This window comes from Aestuariivivens insulae (genome assembly GCF_022662195.1).
Lineage (GTDB): Bacteria > Bacteroidota > Bacteroidia > Flavobacteriales > Flavobacteriaceae > Aestuariivivens > Aestuariivivens insulae.
Window position 1 is genome coordinate 296589 of the sequence record NZ_JAKMCS010000003.1, and the last position, 15486, is coordinate 312074.

General features: G+C 35.5%; 17 protein-coding genes. 1 reads left to right on the forward strand and 16 read right to left on the reverse strand.

Annotated elements, in window-relative coordinates; translation table 11 throughout:
* Positions 1 to 145: 145 nt before the first annotated feature.
* From MR062_RS05560 to MR062_RS05585, 6 genes are all read right to left on the reverse strand, one after another.
* A complete protein-coding gene (locus MR062_RS05560; protein ID WP_242203099.1) occupies positions 146 to 514 on the reverse strand; it encodes a nuclear transport factor 2 family protein in 369 nt (122 codons plus the stop codon).
* Between the two features lie 2 nt (positions 515 to 516).
* On the reverse strand, positions 517 to 1281 hold the full coding sequence (locus tag MR062_RS05565; RefSeq protein WP_242203100.1) for a type 1 glutamine amidotransferase domain-containing protein: 765 nt from the start codon (positions 1279 to 1281) through the stop codon (positions 517 to 519).
* A gap of 11 nt (positions 1282 to 1292) precedes the next feature.
* Complete coding sequence (locus MR062_RS05570; RefSeq protein ID WP_242203101.1) at positions 1293 to 2036, reverse strand: SDR family NAD(P)-dependent oxidoreductase; 744 nt, start codon at positions 2034 to 2036, stop codon at positions 1293 to 1295.
* A 5-nt stretch (positions 2037 to 2041) separates the two neighbouring features.
* Complete coding sequence (locus tag MR062_RS05575) at positions 2042 to 2236, reverse strand: tautomerase family protein (protein WP_242203102.1); 195 nt, start codon at positions 2234 to 2236, stop codon at positions 2042 to 2044.
* A gap of 142 nt (positions 2237 to 2378) precedes the next feature.
* The gene (locus MR062_RS05580; RefSeq protein WP_242203103.1) at positions 2379 to 2942 is read right to left on the reverse strand and encodes a Crp/Fnr family transcriptional regulator; all 564 of its coding nucleotides are present in this window, start codon (positions 2940 to 2942) and stop codon (positions 2379 to 2381) included.
* 14 nt (positions 2943 to 2956) lie between these two features.
* Entirely contained in the window at positions 2957 to 3313 is a 357-nt protein-coding gene (locus tag MR062_RS05585; RefSeq protein ID WP_242203104.1) for a hypothetical protein, read from the reverse strand.
* A 129-nt stretch (positions 3314 to 3442) separates the two neighbouring features.
* Between MR062_RS05585 and MR062_RS05590 the strand changes: the two genes are divergently transcribed.
* Entirely contained in the window at positions 3443 to 3976 is a 534-nt protein-coding gene (locus MR062_RS05590) for a CvpA family protein (protein WP_242203105.1), read from the forward strand.
* 106 nt (positions 3977 to 4082) lie between these two features.
* Here the strand turns inward: MR062_RS05590 and MR062_RS05595 are convergent, their stop codons facing one another.
* The 10 genes from MR062_RS05595 to MR062_RS05640 form a co-directional block, all read right to left on the reverse strand.
* The gene (locus MR062_RS05595; RefSeq protein ID WP_242203106.1) at positions 4083 to 4832 is read right to left on the reverse strand and encodes a tetratricopeptide repeat protein; all 750 of its coding nucleotides are present in this window, start codon (positions 4830 to 4832) and stop codon (positions 4083 to 4085) included.
* Position 4833: 1 nt separating this feature from the next.
* Complete coding sequence (locus MR062_RS05600) at positions 4834 to 6606, reverse strand: BatD family protein (RefSeq protein WP_242203107.1); 1773 nt, start codon at positions 6604 to 6606, stop codon at positions 4834 to 4836.
* A gap of 19 nt (positions 6607 to 6625) precedes the next feature.
* Positions 6626 to 7003, reverse strand: coding sequence for a four helix bundle protein (locus MR062_RS05605; RefSeq protein ID WP_242203108.1), 378 nt, complete (start codon positions 7001 to 7003; stop codon positions 6626 to 6628).
* A 63-nt stretch (positions 7004 to 7066) separates the two neighbouring features.
* Positions 7067 to 7933, reverse strand: coding sequence for a tetratricopeptide repeat protein (locus MR062_RS05610; RefSeq protein ID WP_242203109.1), 867 nt, complete (start codon positions 7931 to 7933; stop codon positions 7067 to 7069).
* Between the two features lie 111 nt (positions 7934 to 8044).
* Positions 8045 to 9079: a vWA domain-containing protein gene (locus MR062_RS05615; RefSeq protein WP_242203110.1), complete on the reverse strand. Its 1035-nt coding sequence runs from the start codon at positions 9077 to 9079 to the stop codon at positions 8045 to 8047.
* 248 nt (positions 9080 to 9327) lie between these two features.
* Positions 9328 to 10335 (reverse strand): vWA domain-containing protein, encoded by a 1008-nt coding sequence (locus MR062_RS05620; protein ID WP_242203111.1) that lies wholly within the window; start codon positions 10333 to 10335, stop codon positions 9328 to 9330.
* Positions 10335 to 11993 (reverse strand): BatD family protein, encoded by a 1659-nt coding sequence (locus MR062_RS05625; protein WP_242203112.1) that lies wholly within the window; start codon positions 11991 to 11993, stop codon positions 10335 to 10337. Before MR062_RS05625 ends, MR062_RS05620 begins: the two co-directional genes overlap by 1 nt.
* A gap of 16 nt (positions 11994 to 12009) precedes the next feature.
* Positions 12010 to 12876, reverse strand: coding sequence for a DUF58 domain-containing protein (locus MR062_RS05630; protein ID WP_242203113.1), 867 nt, complete (start codon positions 12874 to 12876; stop codon positions 12010 to 12012).
* Between the two features lie 86 nt (positions 12877 to 12962).
* Positions 12963 to 13964: an AAA family ATPase gene (locus MR062_RS05635; RefSeq protein WP_242203175.1), complete on the reverse strand. Its 1002-nt coding sequence runs from the start codon at positions 13962 to 13964 to the stop codon at positions 12963 to 12965.
* Positions 13965 to 14175: 211 nt separating this feature from the next.
* A complete protein-coding gene (locus tag MR062_RS05640) occupies positions 14176 to 15267 on the reverse strand; it encodes a DUF4382 domain-containing protein (RefSeq protein ID WP_242203114.1) in 1092 nt (363 codons plus the stop codon).
* Positions 15268 to 15486: the final 219 nt, after the last annotated feature.

Consider the following 15486-nt stretch of genomic DNA (forward strand, 5'->3'; position numbering starts at 1 on the left):
AAGTGATTATAACATATGGTTAGTATAAGAGGAGTAGCGGAAGATACGCACTATCCTTCGGATTGAAAAACACTAAATTAAATCAAAATAGCGGCTCGAGTTATCGCCCAAACCGCTATTGCTTTTATACATTGCTAGCAACTGTTTATTCTACATGAGTGAAAATCTTATTAACAATTTTCCAATCATTGTTGATTTTGGTTAGAGACAAATAGTCGTAATAGTTGTAGCCGAGCATAGGGACATGTAATTTAACCATGGCAATTTCGCTCATAATATCTATTCCAATTATTTTCATTTTTAAATCCTCATCTAATTCTTTAGGACTTTTTCTGCTCTTGACCCCGGCTATGTATTCTGGTGCAGTTTTGAAATAAGGAACTCCATTGATATCTCCGAAGAGTAGCGCTTCTGTATGAAAGACATCTTCCAGCAGAGTTGCATCACCATTATATATTCCATTGAAATAATCGGAAATAACAGCTTTAATTTCGGTTGAATTTTTATCGTACATAATTAATGTTTTTTTAATTTTTCGATTAACATTTTTGCAACTAAATTTGCTGATTGAGGATTTTGTCCTGAGATCAATAAACCGTCCTCGACTGCAAAGGCTGACCAATCATCCCCCTTTACATAAATTCCCCCATTTTCTTTTAACATGTCCTCAATTAAAAATGGAACTACATCGGTAAGTCCGACAGCTTTTTCTTCTCCATTAGTAAAACCAGTTACTTTTTTTCCTTTTACCAAAGGGTCTCCATTTAAATCATTTACTTTTTGAAGTGCAGCTGGAGCATGACAAACAAAGGCTATCGGTTTGTTGTTATTATAAAAGGATTCTATCAATTCGATAGATTTTTTGTCCTTAGATAAATCCCAAAGCGGACCATGCCCTCCAGGATAAAAAACAGCATCAAAATCCTCATGCTTCACCTTCGCTAATTTTAGAGTTTTACTAAAAATCAATTGTGCTTTGGAATCAGCATAATATCTTTTAGTTGATTTTGTTTGATAATCAACAAGGGTACTTTTCGGATCTATCGGTGGCTGACCACCTTTAGGTGATGTAATAACTACTTCTATACCTTGATCGATTAGATAGTAATATGGTGTTGCAAACTCTTCTATCCAAAGTCCCGTTTTTTTATCTGTATCACCTAATTGGTCGTGTGAGGTTACAACAAATAAAATTTTTATTTTATTTGATTCTTGAGAATAACTAACGCTTGATATTATGGTCAATATTCCAATCAAAGCGATTTTATATAAATTGTTCATCTTCTTAAAATTTAAATTGAGTGTCCGACAGTATGCCCGCCAGCTATGTTTATGGTTTCTCCAGTTACAAAATCAGCTGAAGCTAAATAGTATGCTGCTTCTGCAATTTCGTTTACTTCACCTATTCTGTTTAATAAGTGTAAACCTGCTAAGCTGTCGGCATCTTCAACTCCTATTTTTCCTTGCAATGGGCTTCTTATTATTCCTGGAGCAATGGTATTAACTTTAATATTATCTTTTCCAAATTCTGCAGCCAATTGTCGTGTTAAAGAATGGATTGCGCCTTTACTTGATACGGGTGCTGTTGCTGGGAATCCCCCAATAGCGTGTTCAACTAATACTGTTCCTATATTTATGATGGAACCTTTTTGCTGTTTTATCATTTGGGGAATAACTGCCTGAGAGGTGAAATATGTTCCCTTTAAGTTTACATTCCAATAAAGCTCTAAGTCCTTTTCATCTACATCTAAAAATGGTTTTGGGGCAAATACCCCTGCGTTATTAATTAGAACATCTACAGAATTGAATTTTTTGATTGCCAATTCTACTAATCTTTTCCCTGTTTCTTGCTTACTAATATCTCCTGCGAAATAAGTTGCATTTAAGGGAGATCCTAATTCCATATAACTGGTTTTTAAATTTTCATCATTAGAAGAGTTCATGATAACGTTACTTCCTTTTTCGATAAAATACCTCGCCATTTCTTTCCCAATTCCAGATGAGGCCCCTGTGATAATTACTGTTTTGTTTTTCATGGTTTCTATTTCTTAGCCCCTAAATATTGTTTCCCGTTTACTCCCCAATTTTCAATTGGTACTTCATCTATTACAACATGTGTTGTTTGGGGATTTTTTTTAAGCACATCTACAACCAATTGAGTTGCTCCTGCTATTAATTGTCCCTTTTGTTCTGCTGTCACTTCTTCATCTGTGACTCTAATGTTAATGTACGGCATAGTCGTATGTTTTTATGATTAATAATTACAATACAAAGTTGCTGTGAAGTCGAATAAAAGAGAAGGAGGTATATCACTATTTACATGTGATGTAAATCACACGGCACGGTTTTGCAATAAATAGGTGTTGAGCTAGTAAATACTAGGAGCTGAGCCTGCTTAATGTTTCTCTTGAAACACCTAAATAAGCGGCTATTAATTTTTTAGGAACTCTCTGAAAAAGCTGAGGGTATTGTTCAAGAAGCAGGTCGTACCGCTCTTTGGCAGAATTTTTTAATAACGAAAGTATCCTGTTTTGAAGTGCTATTCGACCTGTTTTACTTTTTTTAGCCCAAAATCGTTCCATTTTGTGCATTTCGGCCGTAAGCTTTTCACGGTTTTCATAGGTAATATATAGCAATTCGCTATCTTCAAGACAATCTATCGAGGTTTTAGATTGAGCCTTGTTTATGAATGATTCATAGTCGGTGCTCCACCAATTTTCCATAGCAAATTGAAGAATATGCTCTTTACCTGAATCATCATTAAAGTAGGTCTTTAGACAGCCTTTAATTACCCAATATTCTTTGTTGACGTAATCTCCCTCTTGAATAAGATATTGATGCTTGCGTTTTTTTATTGATACGAAATGACTCAAAACAAAATCAAATTCCTCATCAGTAAGGGGAATTATTTCTTCAATATGTTGTCTAAGAGGATGAATCATTTATTTGTTGCTAATTAGTCTATAAACTCTGTTTCCAAAAAATAGTTTACTATAGCTTCTTTCATTAACACACTTTGTTCACCAGCCTTTAAAAAGGGCAGTTCGGCTTTAGCTTTGTAATGTGGCCAGCCATCGTTATCAACAAAATCGAGCTCGTAATAACCATAAGGGGTTAAAAGCTTACAAATGGCAATATGCATCAAGTCTAGCTTTTGGTCTTTTTTAAAATCTCTATGCAATTGCCCCAATTCCTGTACGCCAATTAAATAAATAATAGCATCAAGATCCATTACTTCGCCATCGGCAAATTGACTGGACAGCTTTTTAACTACCAATTCCCAGCGTTCTTTTAATTGTTGGTCCCTAGACATAGCTCAAAGTAAATAATTAAACGTACGATGTTTGAAGTTTTGGGTTCAAAGTTACAAAAGCTATTGGTCTATTTATAACATCTAACGGTAAAAAAGAATTTATCTCTATATTTACAAAAAGTAGCAACTATGAGTGTTATAGATATAGTTTTGGGGGCGCTAATTTTGTTTGGCCTGGTACGCGGATTTATAAAAGGGCTTTTTGTGGAGGTAGCTTCATTGGTTGCCCTAATTGCTGGGGTTTATGGCGCCATTCATTTTAGCAATTTTGCTGCCGAATTCTTGATGGAAAAAGTGGACTGGGAAGAAAAAACCATTAACATTACTGCCTTTGCCATTACCTTCGTTATTATTGTATTGGCCATTGCGCTTGCCGGTAAGGCTTTAACAAAACTAGCTAATTTTGTTGCATTAGGCCTTTTAAACCGAATGCTCGGTTCTGTGTTTGGCGGACTAAAATACGCCCTAATTTTAAGTGTCGTATTAATAATTTTTGAAAAAGTAAATACCCCAATATCCTTTATGGATGAAGAAGCAATAAATAAATCGATGCTCTACAAACCCGTTAAGTCTCTTATTCCTTTAATTTTACCTTCCATAATTAACGCTGAAGAAGAAGAAGAAGAAAATGGAGAAACCCCTTCAAACGGTGGAATTATCTAACAAACTCTTTTCTGTTAACTTGATATTAAGACATAGAGCGACCGCCATGACTTTAAATTTTTTAAAAGAATCCATTCTTCCTTAAAAAATAGGAGAGCTATTTAAATTAAAGGGCTTTAATATCTTCATTAGTTACCCAGCCTGTTTTACCGTCGGAAAGTTTAATTTTTTTCCAATCACTAATGGTATCCATAATTTGTACTTTGGTACCTTCGTGCAACCTGAATAATTCTTCACTTCTGGTGTTGGGCTCACTCTTTACTTTACTTTCTGAAGCAAAGACAATAGCTGGCCTATCTTTTTGGTCTAAATTATATTTATGAAATGCTAAAGCCAATGTGATACAAAACAGAAATAAAGAAGCCATACTAGCCAAAAAAGCAATACGCTTTCTTAAGGTACTATAGGCAAAATAGTATGTTAAAAACAAAATAACAAAGCAAAACACAAACACCACAACAGTCTTTGCCCAACCATCAAAACTTAAATAATGGGTAAGGCTGTTTATTATTTTGGCCATGCCTGTTTCTGGAATAATATCAATATCGTCTATGGTCATATTTCTGGCAAACGACAAATTGTTTTTTATATCCTCGTCATTAGGTGATAGCTGCAATGCCTTTTCATAAAAGTAAATACTTGGCGCTATATTATTAAGTTTATAATGGGCATTTCCTAAATTAAAATATAATTCGGCAGAATGCTTACCCGTATCTAAAATTTGGTTGTAAGCATCTATAGCTTCGGCATATTTACCATCATTATAAAACGTATTGGCTTTATCGAATAACACACTGTTTTGGGCCATTAAACCAAAGCTCCATAAAACTGATACTATAAATAAAAAACGCTTCATGTTATCGTGCCTGTTTATCTATTAATGCTATTGTTTTTGCTGCTTTATTGTAATCATCTTGCATGGTAACCGTTGTGATTGGTGTATATCTTGCCAACTCACAATTTTCTAATATGCTATTGAAATCATTAATAACTTCAGCGTCTACACCTTTATCGTTTAATAAATCTTTAATTCTATCTTTACTAAACTCACTTGTTTCTATATGTAATTTTGCCTTAAGATAATTATGCAAGGCTTTTTCCAAGGCAATGTAAAAGGCCTCCTTTTTTCCAAGCTCTTTCTTGGCTTTACTTAAATATTTTCTGGCTAACCTATCTGCTTTTCTTATTTTATTACCATACACATCGGCAGCTCTTTTAGCTTTCTCTTTTCTAACTAACATTGCCAGCGGTATTAACAAAAATGGCAGTGTTACCAAAGACCAAAATAAATTGGTCTTAAAGAAATGAGATGACTTAATTGCAGTAAAATTCGTTTTGGTTTTAATGAACTTAAACTGATCGTTATTTAGAACCACACGTTGTTTAACACTTCCTGAAACTGTATCATTGTTAGCATCACCCGAATTTACCGGACCATCTTGGACATCGATAACAATTTCGTTGGACGATACGCGTTTGTAACTTTTGGTTTTTAAATCGAAATAAGAGAACGAAATGCTTGGTATAGGATATTTCCCTTTGTATTGAGGCACAACAGTATAATTATCTGAAATACTGCCTTGCATGCCATCCAAATTGGTCCTTACATTTTCTGTATGCTCTGGTTCGTAAACTTCTAAAGAGCTGGGCAGTGAAATCTTTGGCAAATTAAAAAGCTTTAGGTTTCCTTTACCACTAACATTAACTTTAACTTGTAAAGACTCGGTAGCATCCAATTGGGTTTTAGATGCCGTTACTTTAAATGAAAAATCACCAACTGCACCCGTAAAATCGACTGGTTTTCCTGCTTCTGGCAATGGTTTAACGTTAATAGCCCTATTGCTACTCGTCGCAGTTGTACTTAAACGCTGCATGATGCGACTACCAAATATATCGCGCCTATTGGTTGGCACAGCTGCAACAATATTTAAACTTAATGGTTCTATATTTAGTTTCCCTGTTTTTTGAGGGTACAACACCACTTTCTTATAAACAACATAATTGTAGTCTTCACCATTGTAGGCGCCATTTTCTAGCTTTAACTCCTTTAACTTAATTTCTTGATTCCAGAAGTCGTTAAACTTAGGAATATCCAGCACATCTATATCGTATAGATTGATACTTGGTGACACGTAAAGCTTATAAACTACTGTTATAGCCTCATTTAAATATGGATTGGTATTAGATACTTCGGTAACCAAATGGATATTTTCTGAGGCAATATAACTAGGGTCATTAGGGTCTTTTGGTTTTTCTACTGCAGCAGTAACCGTAATTTTTATGGGAATGGTTTTATAGGTTTCTCCATCAATAGTTATTGATGCCTGGCCTATTTTAAAATCACCTCGTTTTTTTGGCGCCAAGACATAACTGTATGTCTTTTTAAAGGTTTTTTTGCCATTAATCCAAGAATTGCTAACCGATTGACCTGGGCCACCAACAACATTAAACCCAGAAAAACTAGGTGGATTGAAATTGTCGCCATCTTGGTTCATCTCAAAATCTACCCGTAACCGCTCATTTACTCCAAGTGTTTTTTTACTAACCTTAGCTTCAAATTTCACTTGTGAAAAAGCAAAAGGTGTTACTAATAGAAATATTAAAATTGATATGTTTTTGAAACTATACATAATAATTAACGAACAACGATTAACGATTTTTGAGGTTTGAATTATTGTTCTTGGATGTTTTTATACTGGCTACAAAAATTGAAATTAATTGATTGTTTTCGTCTATAACCTTATTTATTTGCTCTTCATTTCCAAAATAAAGATTGGCTTTTTTAATTATTCTCAAGCAATTATATGATTCCCTTAACTCTTTTAAACAAATTCCCATTTTATGAACAAAATCTTTATGGGATTCAGCACTTCTAGCCTCTCCATAGTTTAATGCCGGAGACCCTGAAGATCGTATAATTTGGTTTCCATAATAGCTACCTGCATAACTGTTTTTTATATACTCAGTAATATCTATTATATCAACTGCAAAATCAATTATTCTATCTTCTAGATCGCTAGTTTTCATTCGTTCATTATAAATTAGGACATAAATTCTTAAATCGTCAATTGTTAATCCGAAATCAAAAATTTACCAATCCTTTTCAGTCTTTACTTTTACGCCTTTTTGCTTTTCGGCATTAATTTTATCCTGCACTTTTTGCTCTTGGTTGTTCATGGCTTCCAACAAACTTTTTACTTGCTGTGGTGATAACTGACCTGGTTGTGGCTTAGGTTGCTGTGGTTTCTTTTGGTCTTTTTCCCCTTCCTTGCCTTTATCTTCTTTTTCATCTTTAGGCTCACCATCTTTATCTTTTTGGTCTTCGCCTTCTTTTTTATCGTCTTCGCCTTGATCTTGGTTTTTTTGATCTTCCTGATTATCGCCTTCCTGATCTTTTTTATCTTGTTGGTCTTGCTTGTCTTTTTGATCCTGCTGATCTTTATTCTCGTCGTTTTTATCCTTGTTCTCGTCGTCCTTGTTTTGATCCTGCTGATCTTTTTGTTGTTCGGCACAGGCTTTTGCCAAACCAAGGTTGTAACGGGTTTCGTCGTCTGAAGGATCGTTCCTTAATGCATTTTTAAAAGCCTCTACAGCTTCCTTACATTTTTTGTTTTGCATTAAAATATTACCTATGTTGTGATAGGCCATGTGTTTTTCCAACTTGGAAGTAGCATGTTTAATGGCTTGTTGATGACGGAATAAGGCTTCTTCGTAATTTCCCTTTTCATAATACGAGTTGCCTAGATTGTAATTTCCACCAACAGTTGAAGGTTGCTCCGAAATAGCCTTCCTATATGCCATTTCGGCTTCAACAAAATCTTCCTTGCTAGCAAGCTCGTTACCTTCAAAAATATAATTATTAGCCTTTTTAAAGGTCAACTCTTGGGTTTTGCTCTCCTCTTGGGCATTGCAAACCCCAACAATAAACATAAACGCAACAAAAACTATCCTCTTCATTTTTAATCTATTCTTTATAGCAATATATAAAATCACTCTTGTGCTGTTCGTTAAAAATTTTATAAATTATTTTTTTGAATCTCCTTTACAAGATTTTCACATTCACTGAAACTAAAGGTTTTCATTAAACAAGTTCAACTTCTTTAGCCACGCTGTTTTTCTTTCTAAAAGAAAAATATCGAGCACCAAAAAGAAAATGGCAAACCCTAAAAACCATTGAAACTGCGCTTTAAAATCGGAAAATTGTTTGGCTTCAAACTCGGTTTTATCCATATTATTTAATATCTCCCTAATGGTTTCTACAACATCGGTGGTATTCTTCCCGTTAATATATGCGCCATTAGCCTCTTGGGCAATGCTTTTTAAAGTGTCCTCATTTAGCTTAGTAATGACCGTTTCACCTTCATTATTCTTTTTATAGCTCACTACAATACCATTCTTTTTCTCAGGTATAGGCCCTCCTTTAACATCGCCTACTCCTATAGTGAAAATTCTAATACCTTCGTTATGGGCTTCTTCTGCTACGGCAGCAGCTTCTTCACTATGATCTTCACCATCTGAAATGATAATTAGCACCCTATTGGTTTGTTCTTCGTCGTCATAATAGGACTTAGCCAAATTAATGGCCTCATTAATTGCTGTTCCTTGCGACGACAACATATCGGTATTCATGTTTTGCAAAAACATTTTGGCCGCCGCATAATCGGTTGTAATGGGCAACTGTGGAAAAGCTTTACCTGCATATGCTATAATACCAATACGGTCACTGGCCAAATTGTTTATAATCTGGGTAACTAATTGTTTCGCTTTTTCCAAACGATTAGGCGCAATATCCTCGGCCAACATACTTTTAGACACGTCTACTGCAAAAACAATATCGACCCCTTCGCGCTTAACGGTTTCTAATTTTGTTCCTACCTTAGGATTTACCATAGCTATGGCAATACACGCAAAGGCTAAACAAAGCATAGCCACTTTTAATGCCGATTTAAACAATGATTTATTGGGGCTCAATCTTTTTAAAAGAGCCTTATCTGCAAATTTCTTTTGTGTTTTATGTTTCCATAGTTGCAAAACCAAAAAGAATAACACGATAACGGGGATAATCCCTAAAATCCAAAACCATATTTTTTCTTCTAATTGCATTAATTATTTTATTTGTTTTTTGTGGATTTGTTTAGTTGTTTGGCCACAAACCTATCTACCGATAGACAGGTTCACTAATAATTTACATCACTTTAATCGCTTTATTTCTCCTTAAGAATCCATTGGGTTACTTTCAGCTATAAATTAAAAATCCTTTTTTGTGATTTCTCACTATGTTCGAAATGACAATGGCCTTATAATTAACCTTTATGTTTATAGTATTGCCCATTGTTTTTCAATATGTATTATTAAACAAAACTTCTAAATATGCTAAAGCGTAACAAAAACTCAAAAAGCAACAAAGCTCCGGCCAATAACACTAATGGCCTGTACTTTTCTTCGTAATTATAAAACTTGAATTCTTCTATATCTGTTTTTTCAAGTTTATTGATTTCTTTATAAATATCTTCTAGTTTTTTGTTATTGGTCGCCCTAAAATATTTACCGCCTGTAACGTCGGCTATTTCTTTTAAAAGGGCTTCATCTATTTCCACTTGAATACGACGATACTGAAAATCACCTGTTCTTGGGTCTATTGCCACTGGCGACAGGGCCATTCCATTGGTCCCTATTCCAATAGTATACGTTTTTATACCATATTCTACAGCTAGCTCACTGGCTATCTTGGGGTCTATAAACCCAGAATTGTTAACACCATCTGTCAATAAAATGATAACCTTGCTTTTAGCCTTGCTATCCTTTAAGCGATTTACTGCCGTAGCCAAGCCCATACCTATAGCGGTACCATCTTCAATAACATTATTGTATTTTATACTTCTTAAGGAACGAAGCACAATGGCTTTGTCACTAGTAATTGGTGTTTTGGTATAACTCTCTCCAGCATATTCCACCAACCCAATTCTATCGTTTGGTCTACCTTTAATAAAATTGGCCGCCACGTCTTTTAAGGCTTCCAATCTATTAGGGGACAAGTCTTTGGCCAGCATGCTTCCAGACACGTCAATGGCCATAACAATATCTATCCCCCGTGTTGTTTTTGTTTTGGTTGACACATCAACGGTTTGTGGTCTTGCCAAAGCCGTTATTAACAAGGCTATTGCCAAGAGCCTCAAAATAAAGAGTCCATGCCTTAATTTAGGCAACCATGATGTGGTTGTCTTAAACCCTTGCAAGCTGGATATCTTAAGTTCGGAGGTTTGTTTATTGCGCTTTGCCACATACCATAATATGGCCAAGGGCAGTACTAATAATACCCAAAAAAACTCTTTATTTACAAACTCAATACCTTCTAACATTATTCTTCGTCTGGTTTTAATTCTATTGAATTTAAAATACGTTCTATCATTTGGTCGGCATACACGTCGTTTACGGGATAGGTTATTACAATTTGTTGAAGCACATTTTCTGATGTGAAATGCAACATAACATAATTGGCTTCAACAAAATTACCTGTTTTAAGCACATCAAATTTTAAAGAACCATACGTTTTAATGCCTTCTGCACCATTAGGTGTTGTAAACTTATCGTTTAGTTTTACAATATCCTTGGCACCTTGTGACTCCATCCCTTTCAAACTACCTTCAATAGCCTTTTCTATATCGATACCGCCTTCTGGCGCTTGCCCCAATGTAGTTGTATTGACAGCTATACTAAATTCGTCCAATAAAGTACCATACACAAACGACGACATACTCACTGAGGCCTTGTAATTGTCTGGAATAGGCAATTCTATCCGTTTTAAGACCTTTGGTGTTGTAATAGTTACCGGAGGCACGCCATATTGACTGGTTACCCATTCGCCTTCTAACAACTCTTTACTGTCGTGGCCAATAATGGTATCTTTTACATAGTTAAATCCATACTTAAGTGAGAATCCAACCAACGTCATGATAAGCAATAACACCCCAACGACTACAGTTATAATTATTTTGCGGCGTTTTTTCTTGCTGGCTAATTCCTCTCTATATTTTTCATCTAGGAGTTTTTCTTCTTCTGTTGGCTCGGGCAATACTTCTTTTACGTGGTCTATTTCTGCATCGACTGTTTTTCTATCCAATTCGGCCAAGGCAATATCTGGAGCCGATTTTGCAAATTTCACCAAATCGGCACGTTTTAATATGTTTTCAATATTCTTTATGGTCTCTTTGCTTAAATCGATTTGATTGCCTTCCTTCAACAATTGCAACCTACTTATCAATTCGTCTGTAGTACTCTCCAAAGAATGGTCATAAACCTTTTCATCCAAATATTTTCTAATGATAAGGGTTAATTCTGAATAATATTCCTTGAGTTCGGATTGCTCTAAATAATGACTCTCATCCAATTTTTTTAAAGCTAACTTTGCCCTATCATAAGGTGGCAATAAGGCTATTTTTTCAGCTTCGGTTAATGGCTTTTGGCGCCAAATAAACCAATACATTAAAAAAGCGATTGCTCCAATTATTAATAAGGTTAGCAGTACATATTTCCACCAATTGCTTCCTTTTTTCTTAACGGCTATAATGGGTTTAATATCATAAAGCCCTTGTTTGGTCGTGTCTATAACCACATTATTGACCTCAACCTTCAACGAATCGGTAAAAAAAGTTTTATCGCCTACAAGTATTTTTTGTATTGGAATGGTATAAGCTCCAGAATCGAATTGGGTTAGGCCATACTTTTTTATAAGGTTGTATTTATCGTTGGTTTTGACGGTATCAATTTTGTAGGACTCAATCATTTCTAATGGCGAAAATGTTTGTCCTTCCGGAAAAACCACCAGACTTGTAGTATCGGTTTCTACTTCAATCTTATAGGTGATTTGCTCTCCTATTTTTATTGAGGTGGAGTCTATAGTTGATTTGACTTGAGCGTTTGAGAACAAAGAACAAAGAACAAAGACTAAAAAAAAGACCGAACACGGAAGGCCGAAGACAGAAGATTTTGCTTTCATAACTCGTAATTCGTAATTCATAAATCGTTAACTCAGTTTATCCTCTTTGTTTAAAATAGCCCAATAGTTTTTTCACGTAGCTTTCATCCACCCTACAGTCTATAGTCCCTGCGCCAGAACGAGAAAAGCTTTCCTTAAAATAATTAACCTTATCCCTATGATACTTTTCGTAATGGCGTCTCACTCGTTTTGAAGCCGTATTGACCAACATAAGCTCTCCCGTTTCCTCATCTTCCATTTGTACCACTCCTAAATTCGGGATCGCTTCTTCATGTTTATCATACACCCGTATACCCGTTACGTCATGTTTTCCCGAAACGATTTTCATGGTATGCTCATAGTCATCTACCATGAAATCGGACATCACAAAAACAATGGCTTTTTTCTTCATCACATTGGTAAGGAACTTTAAGGCTTCGGTTAAGTTGGTTTTTTTACTTCCGGGCTCAAACTCTATAAGCTCCCGTATAATACGTAACACATGGGAGCGTCCTTTCTTTGGTGGAATGTATAATTCGATTTGGTCTGAAAATAGAATCAGCCCTATTTTATCATTATTCTGCGTTGCCGAAAAAGCCAAAGTTGCCGCTATTTCGGTAACTACTTCGTTTTTAAACTGCTCGACCGTACCAAATAGTTCGGAACCCGACACATCTACCATGAGCATCATGGTAAGTTCGCGTTCTTCCTCAAAAACTTTTACGAAGGGCTCATTATAACGTGCTGTAACATTCCAATCGATATTCCTTACATCATCGCCAAATTGGTATTGCCTAACTTCACTAAAAGTCATACCACGCCCTTTGAAGGTAGAATGGTATTCGCCTCCAAAAATATGATCGGACAAACGACGTGTCTTGATCTCTATTTTACGTACTTTCTTTAGTAATTCTTTAGTATCCATTTTTTCAGTATGCAGTGAGCAGTAAACAGTATTCAGTTGCAGAAATTATGATAACTGCCAACTGTAAACTGAATACCGAGTACTGATTAAGGCACTTCTATTTCGTTTACTATTTTATTGATAATGTCTTCTGAAGTAACATTTTCGGCTTCTGCCTCATAAGTAATACCAATTCTGTGTCGTAACACATCATGTACCACAGCACGAACATCTTCAGGAATAACATAACCACGGCGTCTAATAAAAGCATAGCATTTGGCAGCGGTAGCCAGGTTGATACTTCCTCGAGGCGATGCCCCAAATGAAATTAAAGGTTTTAAATCGGCAAGTTTATATTTCTCTGGGTATCGTGTTGCAAAAATAATGTCGAGAATGTATTTTTCAATCTTTTCATCCATATACACATCCCTAACGGCCTTTTGCGCATTTAAAATTTGCTCTAGGGAAACCACTGGGTTTACCTTATCCCAAGCGCCTTTTAAATTGGCCCGTACAATGAGTTGTTCTTCATCCAGTTTTGGGTAATCGATAACTGTTTTTAACATAAACCTGTCTACCTGTGCTTCTGGTAACGGATAGGTTCCTTCTTGCTCAACAGGGTTTTGCGTTGCCATAACCAAAAATGGTTTGTCCAATACAAAAGTATCGTCACCTATAGTCACCTGCTTTTCCTGCATGGCTTCCAATAATGCCGATTGCACTTTGGCCGGAGCCCTGTTAATCTCGTCTGCCAACACAAAGTTGGCAAAAATAGGTCCTTTTTTTATGGAAAAATCGTTGGCCTTTATATTATAAATTAAAGTTCCGGTAACATCGGCAGGTAATAAATCTGGCGTAAACTGTATTCGGCTAAAACTACCATCTACCGCTTGCGCCAAGGTATTGATGGCTAAGGTCTTTGCCAAACCCGGCACGCCTTCCAATAAGATATGCCCTTGCCCCAAGAGACCAATAAGTAGGCGCTCTACCATGTGTTTTTGGCCTACTATAACCTTATTCATCTCCAGCGTAAGTAAATCAACAAAAGCACTTTCCTTTTCAATTTTCTCGTTAATTGTCTTAATATCAATTGTACCTGTATCTTCCATCATGTTTTAATTTTTAAAAGCCCGAATATAGCATGCTTATTTGAGCATTGCAAATTGTTAAAATAATTTCGCACATGATGTTAATGGTTGGTTAAAATAGTTGTTAATGATAGGTTAAATAATTTAAGGGTCTTTAACCCATTTTATTTCATAAAAAAAGAGCAATACTTTTAAGCATTGCTCTTTTTAATCTATTTTGTAATATGATGTACTACGATACTGCTGCTAAAGTAGCATCTACTACTTCATCTTCATCTGGATCTATGGTTACATCAAACTCTTGAGTCACATAACCTTCTGCCGAAATAGTTACTTTATAATCTCCTGGAGCAACATTTTCAATAAGGTATTTTCCTTCTGCATCTGCTTCAACTGTAGTAGTGTCTGCATCATCTATAGCTATAGATATGGTAACACCTTCTGCAACTCCTGATACGGTACCACTAATAGTTCCCGGTTTCAACATTAAAACAATAGGCTCGGGAATGGTAGTAATTTCACCATTCACGACTACAACATCCATGGCACTACCTACTGCATAATCAGAATTTGTTGATTCTGCCATCACTTCGTAAGTACCTGCTGGCACTCCCCACAGTGCAAAAGCACCGGTTTCATCGGTGTTAGCAGAAACTATAAAATCATCGTTTGGGTCTTCATTACCCATATCATCAACTAATACTGAAACCATTGCCGGCAATGCCTCTGAAGGCTCAACAGTTCCTTCAATAATTCCAGAAGAAACCTCGGCACTGGCGTAAAGTACAGGTTTCAATATAATATTACTTGAGTTTCCAGCATGCACAATAGACTTTTCAACATCAAAATCCAATACATAATCGTAGGTAAAACCTTCTTCAATAAGCACATCTATTTTAACTTTTAAACCAGATTGCTGTGCGCTGGGTGTTTTTAAATCGAAGGTTTCATCCTCGTCATTTTCGTCTTTAATAACAATGGTATTACCATCACCCAATACTAAACGCATTTGGCTTAATGTTCCAGCTGGAATAGGAAAACGGTCTACAAGCACTTTACTAATGCCTCCGGTAAAATCTAAAAGGTTAACCGTTTCGTTATTGGCTTCAAGGGAGATCCACCCTTCGTCACTATCGCTATCGTCATCCATTTTAATCATGACATCAACAACTTCTACATTAACGGCTTCATAATCGCCAGGATTATCAACCAATCTTACAGAAATTGTAGGTGCACTCTTTGCTGCTCCATCGGAGTTGGAATCATTACAAGAAACGAAAAGGGATAAAATAAATAATGGAATGATTAATTTTAAATTTTTCATAGTATGAATATCATTTTTTAGTTTACAAGTATATTTACGAATAAAAATACATCTTGGACTATAAGTTCAATTTTTAATAACAATATTACGATATTAACAGCCCTTTTTACAGTTTATTACATGAACTGTAAAAAAAATATACGAAGTGTTGCCTATCTCGATAAATGACATAGTTTTTTCGTTGAAAAGCTATTATGCTAATAACTTAAAAGTTATGTT

What these genes read in the sequence shown, in the direction of transcription:
- MR062_RS05560 (WP_242203099.1), bottom strand. Translation starts at nt 514, where the DNA reads ATGTACGATAAAAATTCAACCGAAATTAAAGCTGTTATTTCCGATTAT.
- MR062_RS05565 (WP_242203100.1), bottom strand. Translation starts at nt 1,281, where the DNA reads ATGAACAATTTATATAAAATCGCTTTGATTGGAATATTGACCATAATA.
- MR062_RS05570 (WP_242203101.1), bottom strand. Translation starts at nt 2,036, where the DNA reads ATGAAAAACAAAACAGTAATTATCACAGGGGCCTCATCTGGAATTGGG.
- MR062_RS05575 (WP_242203102.1), bottom strand. Translation starts at nt 2,236, where the DNA reads ATGCCGTACATTAACATTAGAGTCACAGATGAAGAAGTGACAGCAGAA.
- MR062_RS05580 (WP_242203103.1), bottom strand. Translation starts at nt 2,942, where the DNA reads ATGATTCATCCTCTTAGACAACATATTGAAGAAATAATTCCCCTTACT.
- MR062_RS05585 (WP_242203104.1), bottom strand. Translation starts at nt 3,313, where the DNA reads ATGTCTAGGGACCAACAATTAAAAGAACGCTGGGAATTGGTAGTTAAA.
- MR062_RS05590 (WP_242203105.1), top strand. Translation starts at nt 3,443, where the DNA reads ATGAGTGTTATAGATATAGTTTTGGGGGCGCTAATTTTGTTTGGCCTG.
- MR062_RS05595 (WP_242203106.1), bottom strand. Translation starts at nt 4,832, where the DNA reads ATGAAGCGTTTTTTATTTATAGTATCAGTTTTATGGAGCTTTGGTTTA.
- MR062_RS05600 (WP_242203107.1), bottom strand. Translation starts at nt 6,606, where the DNA reads ATGTATAGTTTCAAAAACATATCAATTTTAATATTTCTATTAGTAACA.
- MR062_RS05605 (WP_242203108.1), bottom strand. Translation starts at nt 7,003, where the DNA reads ATGAAAACTAGCGATCTAGAAGATAGAATAATTGATTTTGCAGTTGAT.
- MR062_RS05610 (WP_242203109.1), bottom strand. Translation starts at nt 7,933, where the DNA reads ATGAAGAGGATAGTTTTTGTTGCGTTTATGTTTATTGTTGGGGTTTGC.
- MR062_RS05615 (WP_242203110.1), bottom strand. Translation starts at nt 9,079, where the DNA reads ATGCAATTAGAAGAAAAAATATGGTTTTGGATTTTAGGGATTATCCCC.
- MR062_RS05620 (WP_242203111.1), bottom strand. Translation starts at nt 10,335, where the DNA reads ATGTTAGAAGGTATTGAGTTTGTAAATAAAGAGTTTTTTTGGGTATTA.
- MR062_RS05625 (WP_242203112.1), bottom strand. Translation starts at nt 11,993, where the DNA reads ATGAATTACGAATTACGAGTTATGAAAGCAAAATCTTCTGTCTTCGGC.
- MR062_RS05630 (WP_242203113.1), bottom strand. Translation starts at nt 12,876, where the DNA reads ATGGATACTAAAGAATTACTAAAGAAAGTACGTAAAATAGAGATCAAG.
- MR062_RS05635 (WP_242203175.1), bottom strand. Translation starts at nt 13,964, where the DNA reads ATGGAAGATACAGGTACAATTGATATTAAGACAATTAACGAGAAAATT.
- MR062_RS05640 (WP_242203114.1), bottom strand. Translation starts at nt 15,267, where the DNA reads ATGAAAAATTTAAAATTAATCATTCCATTATTTATTTTATCCCTTTTC.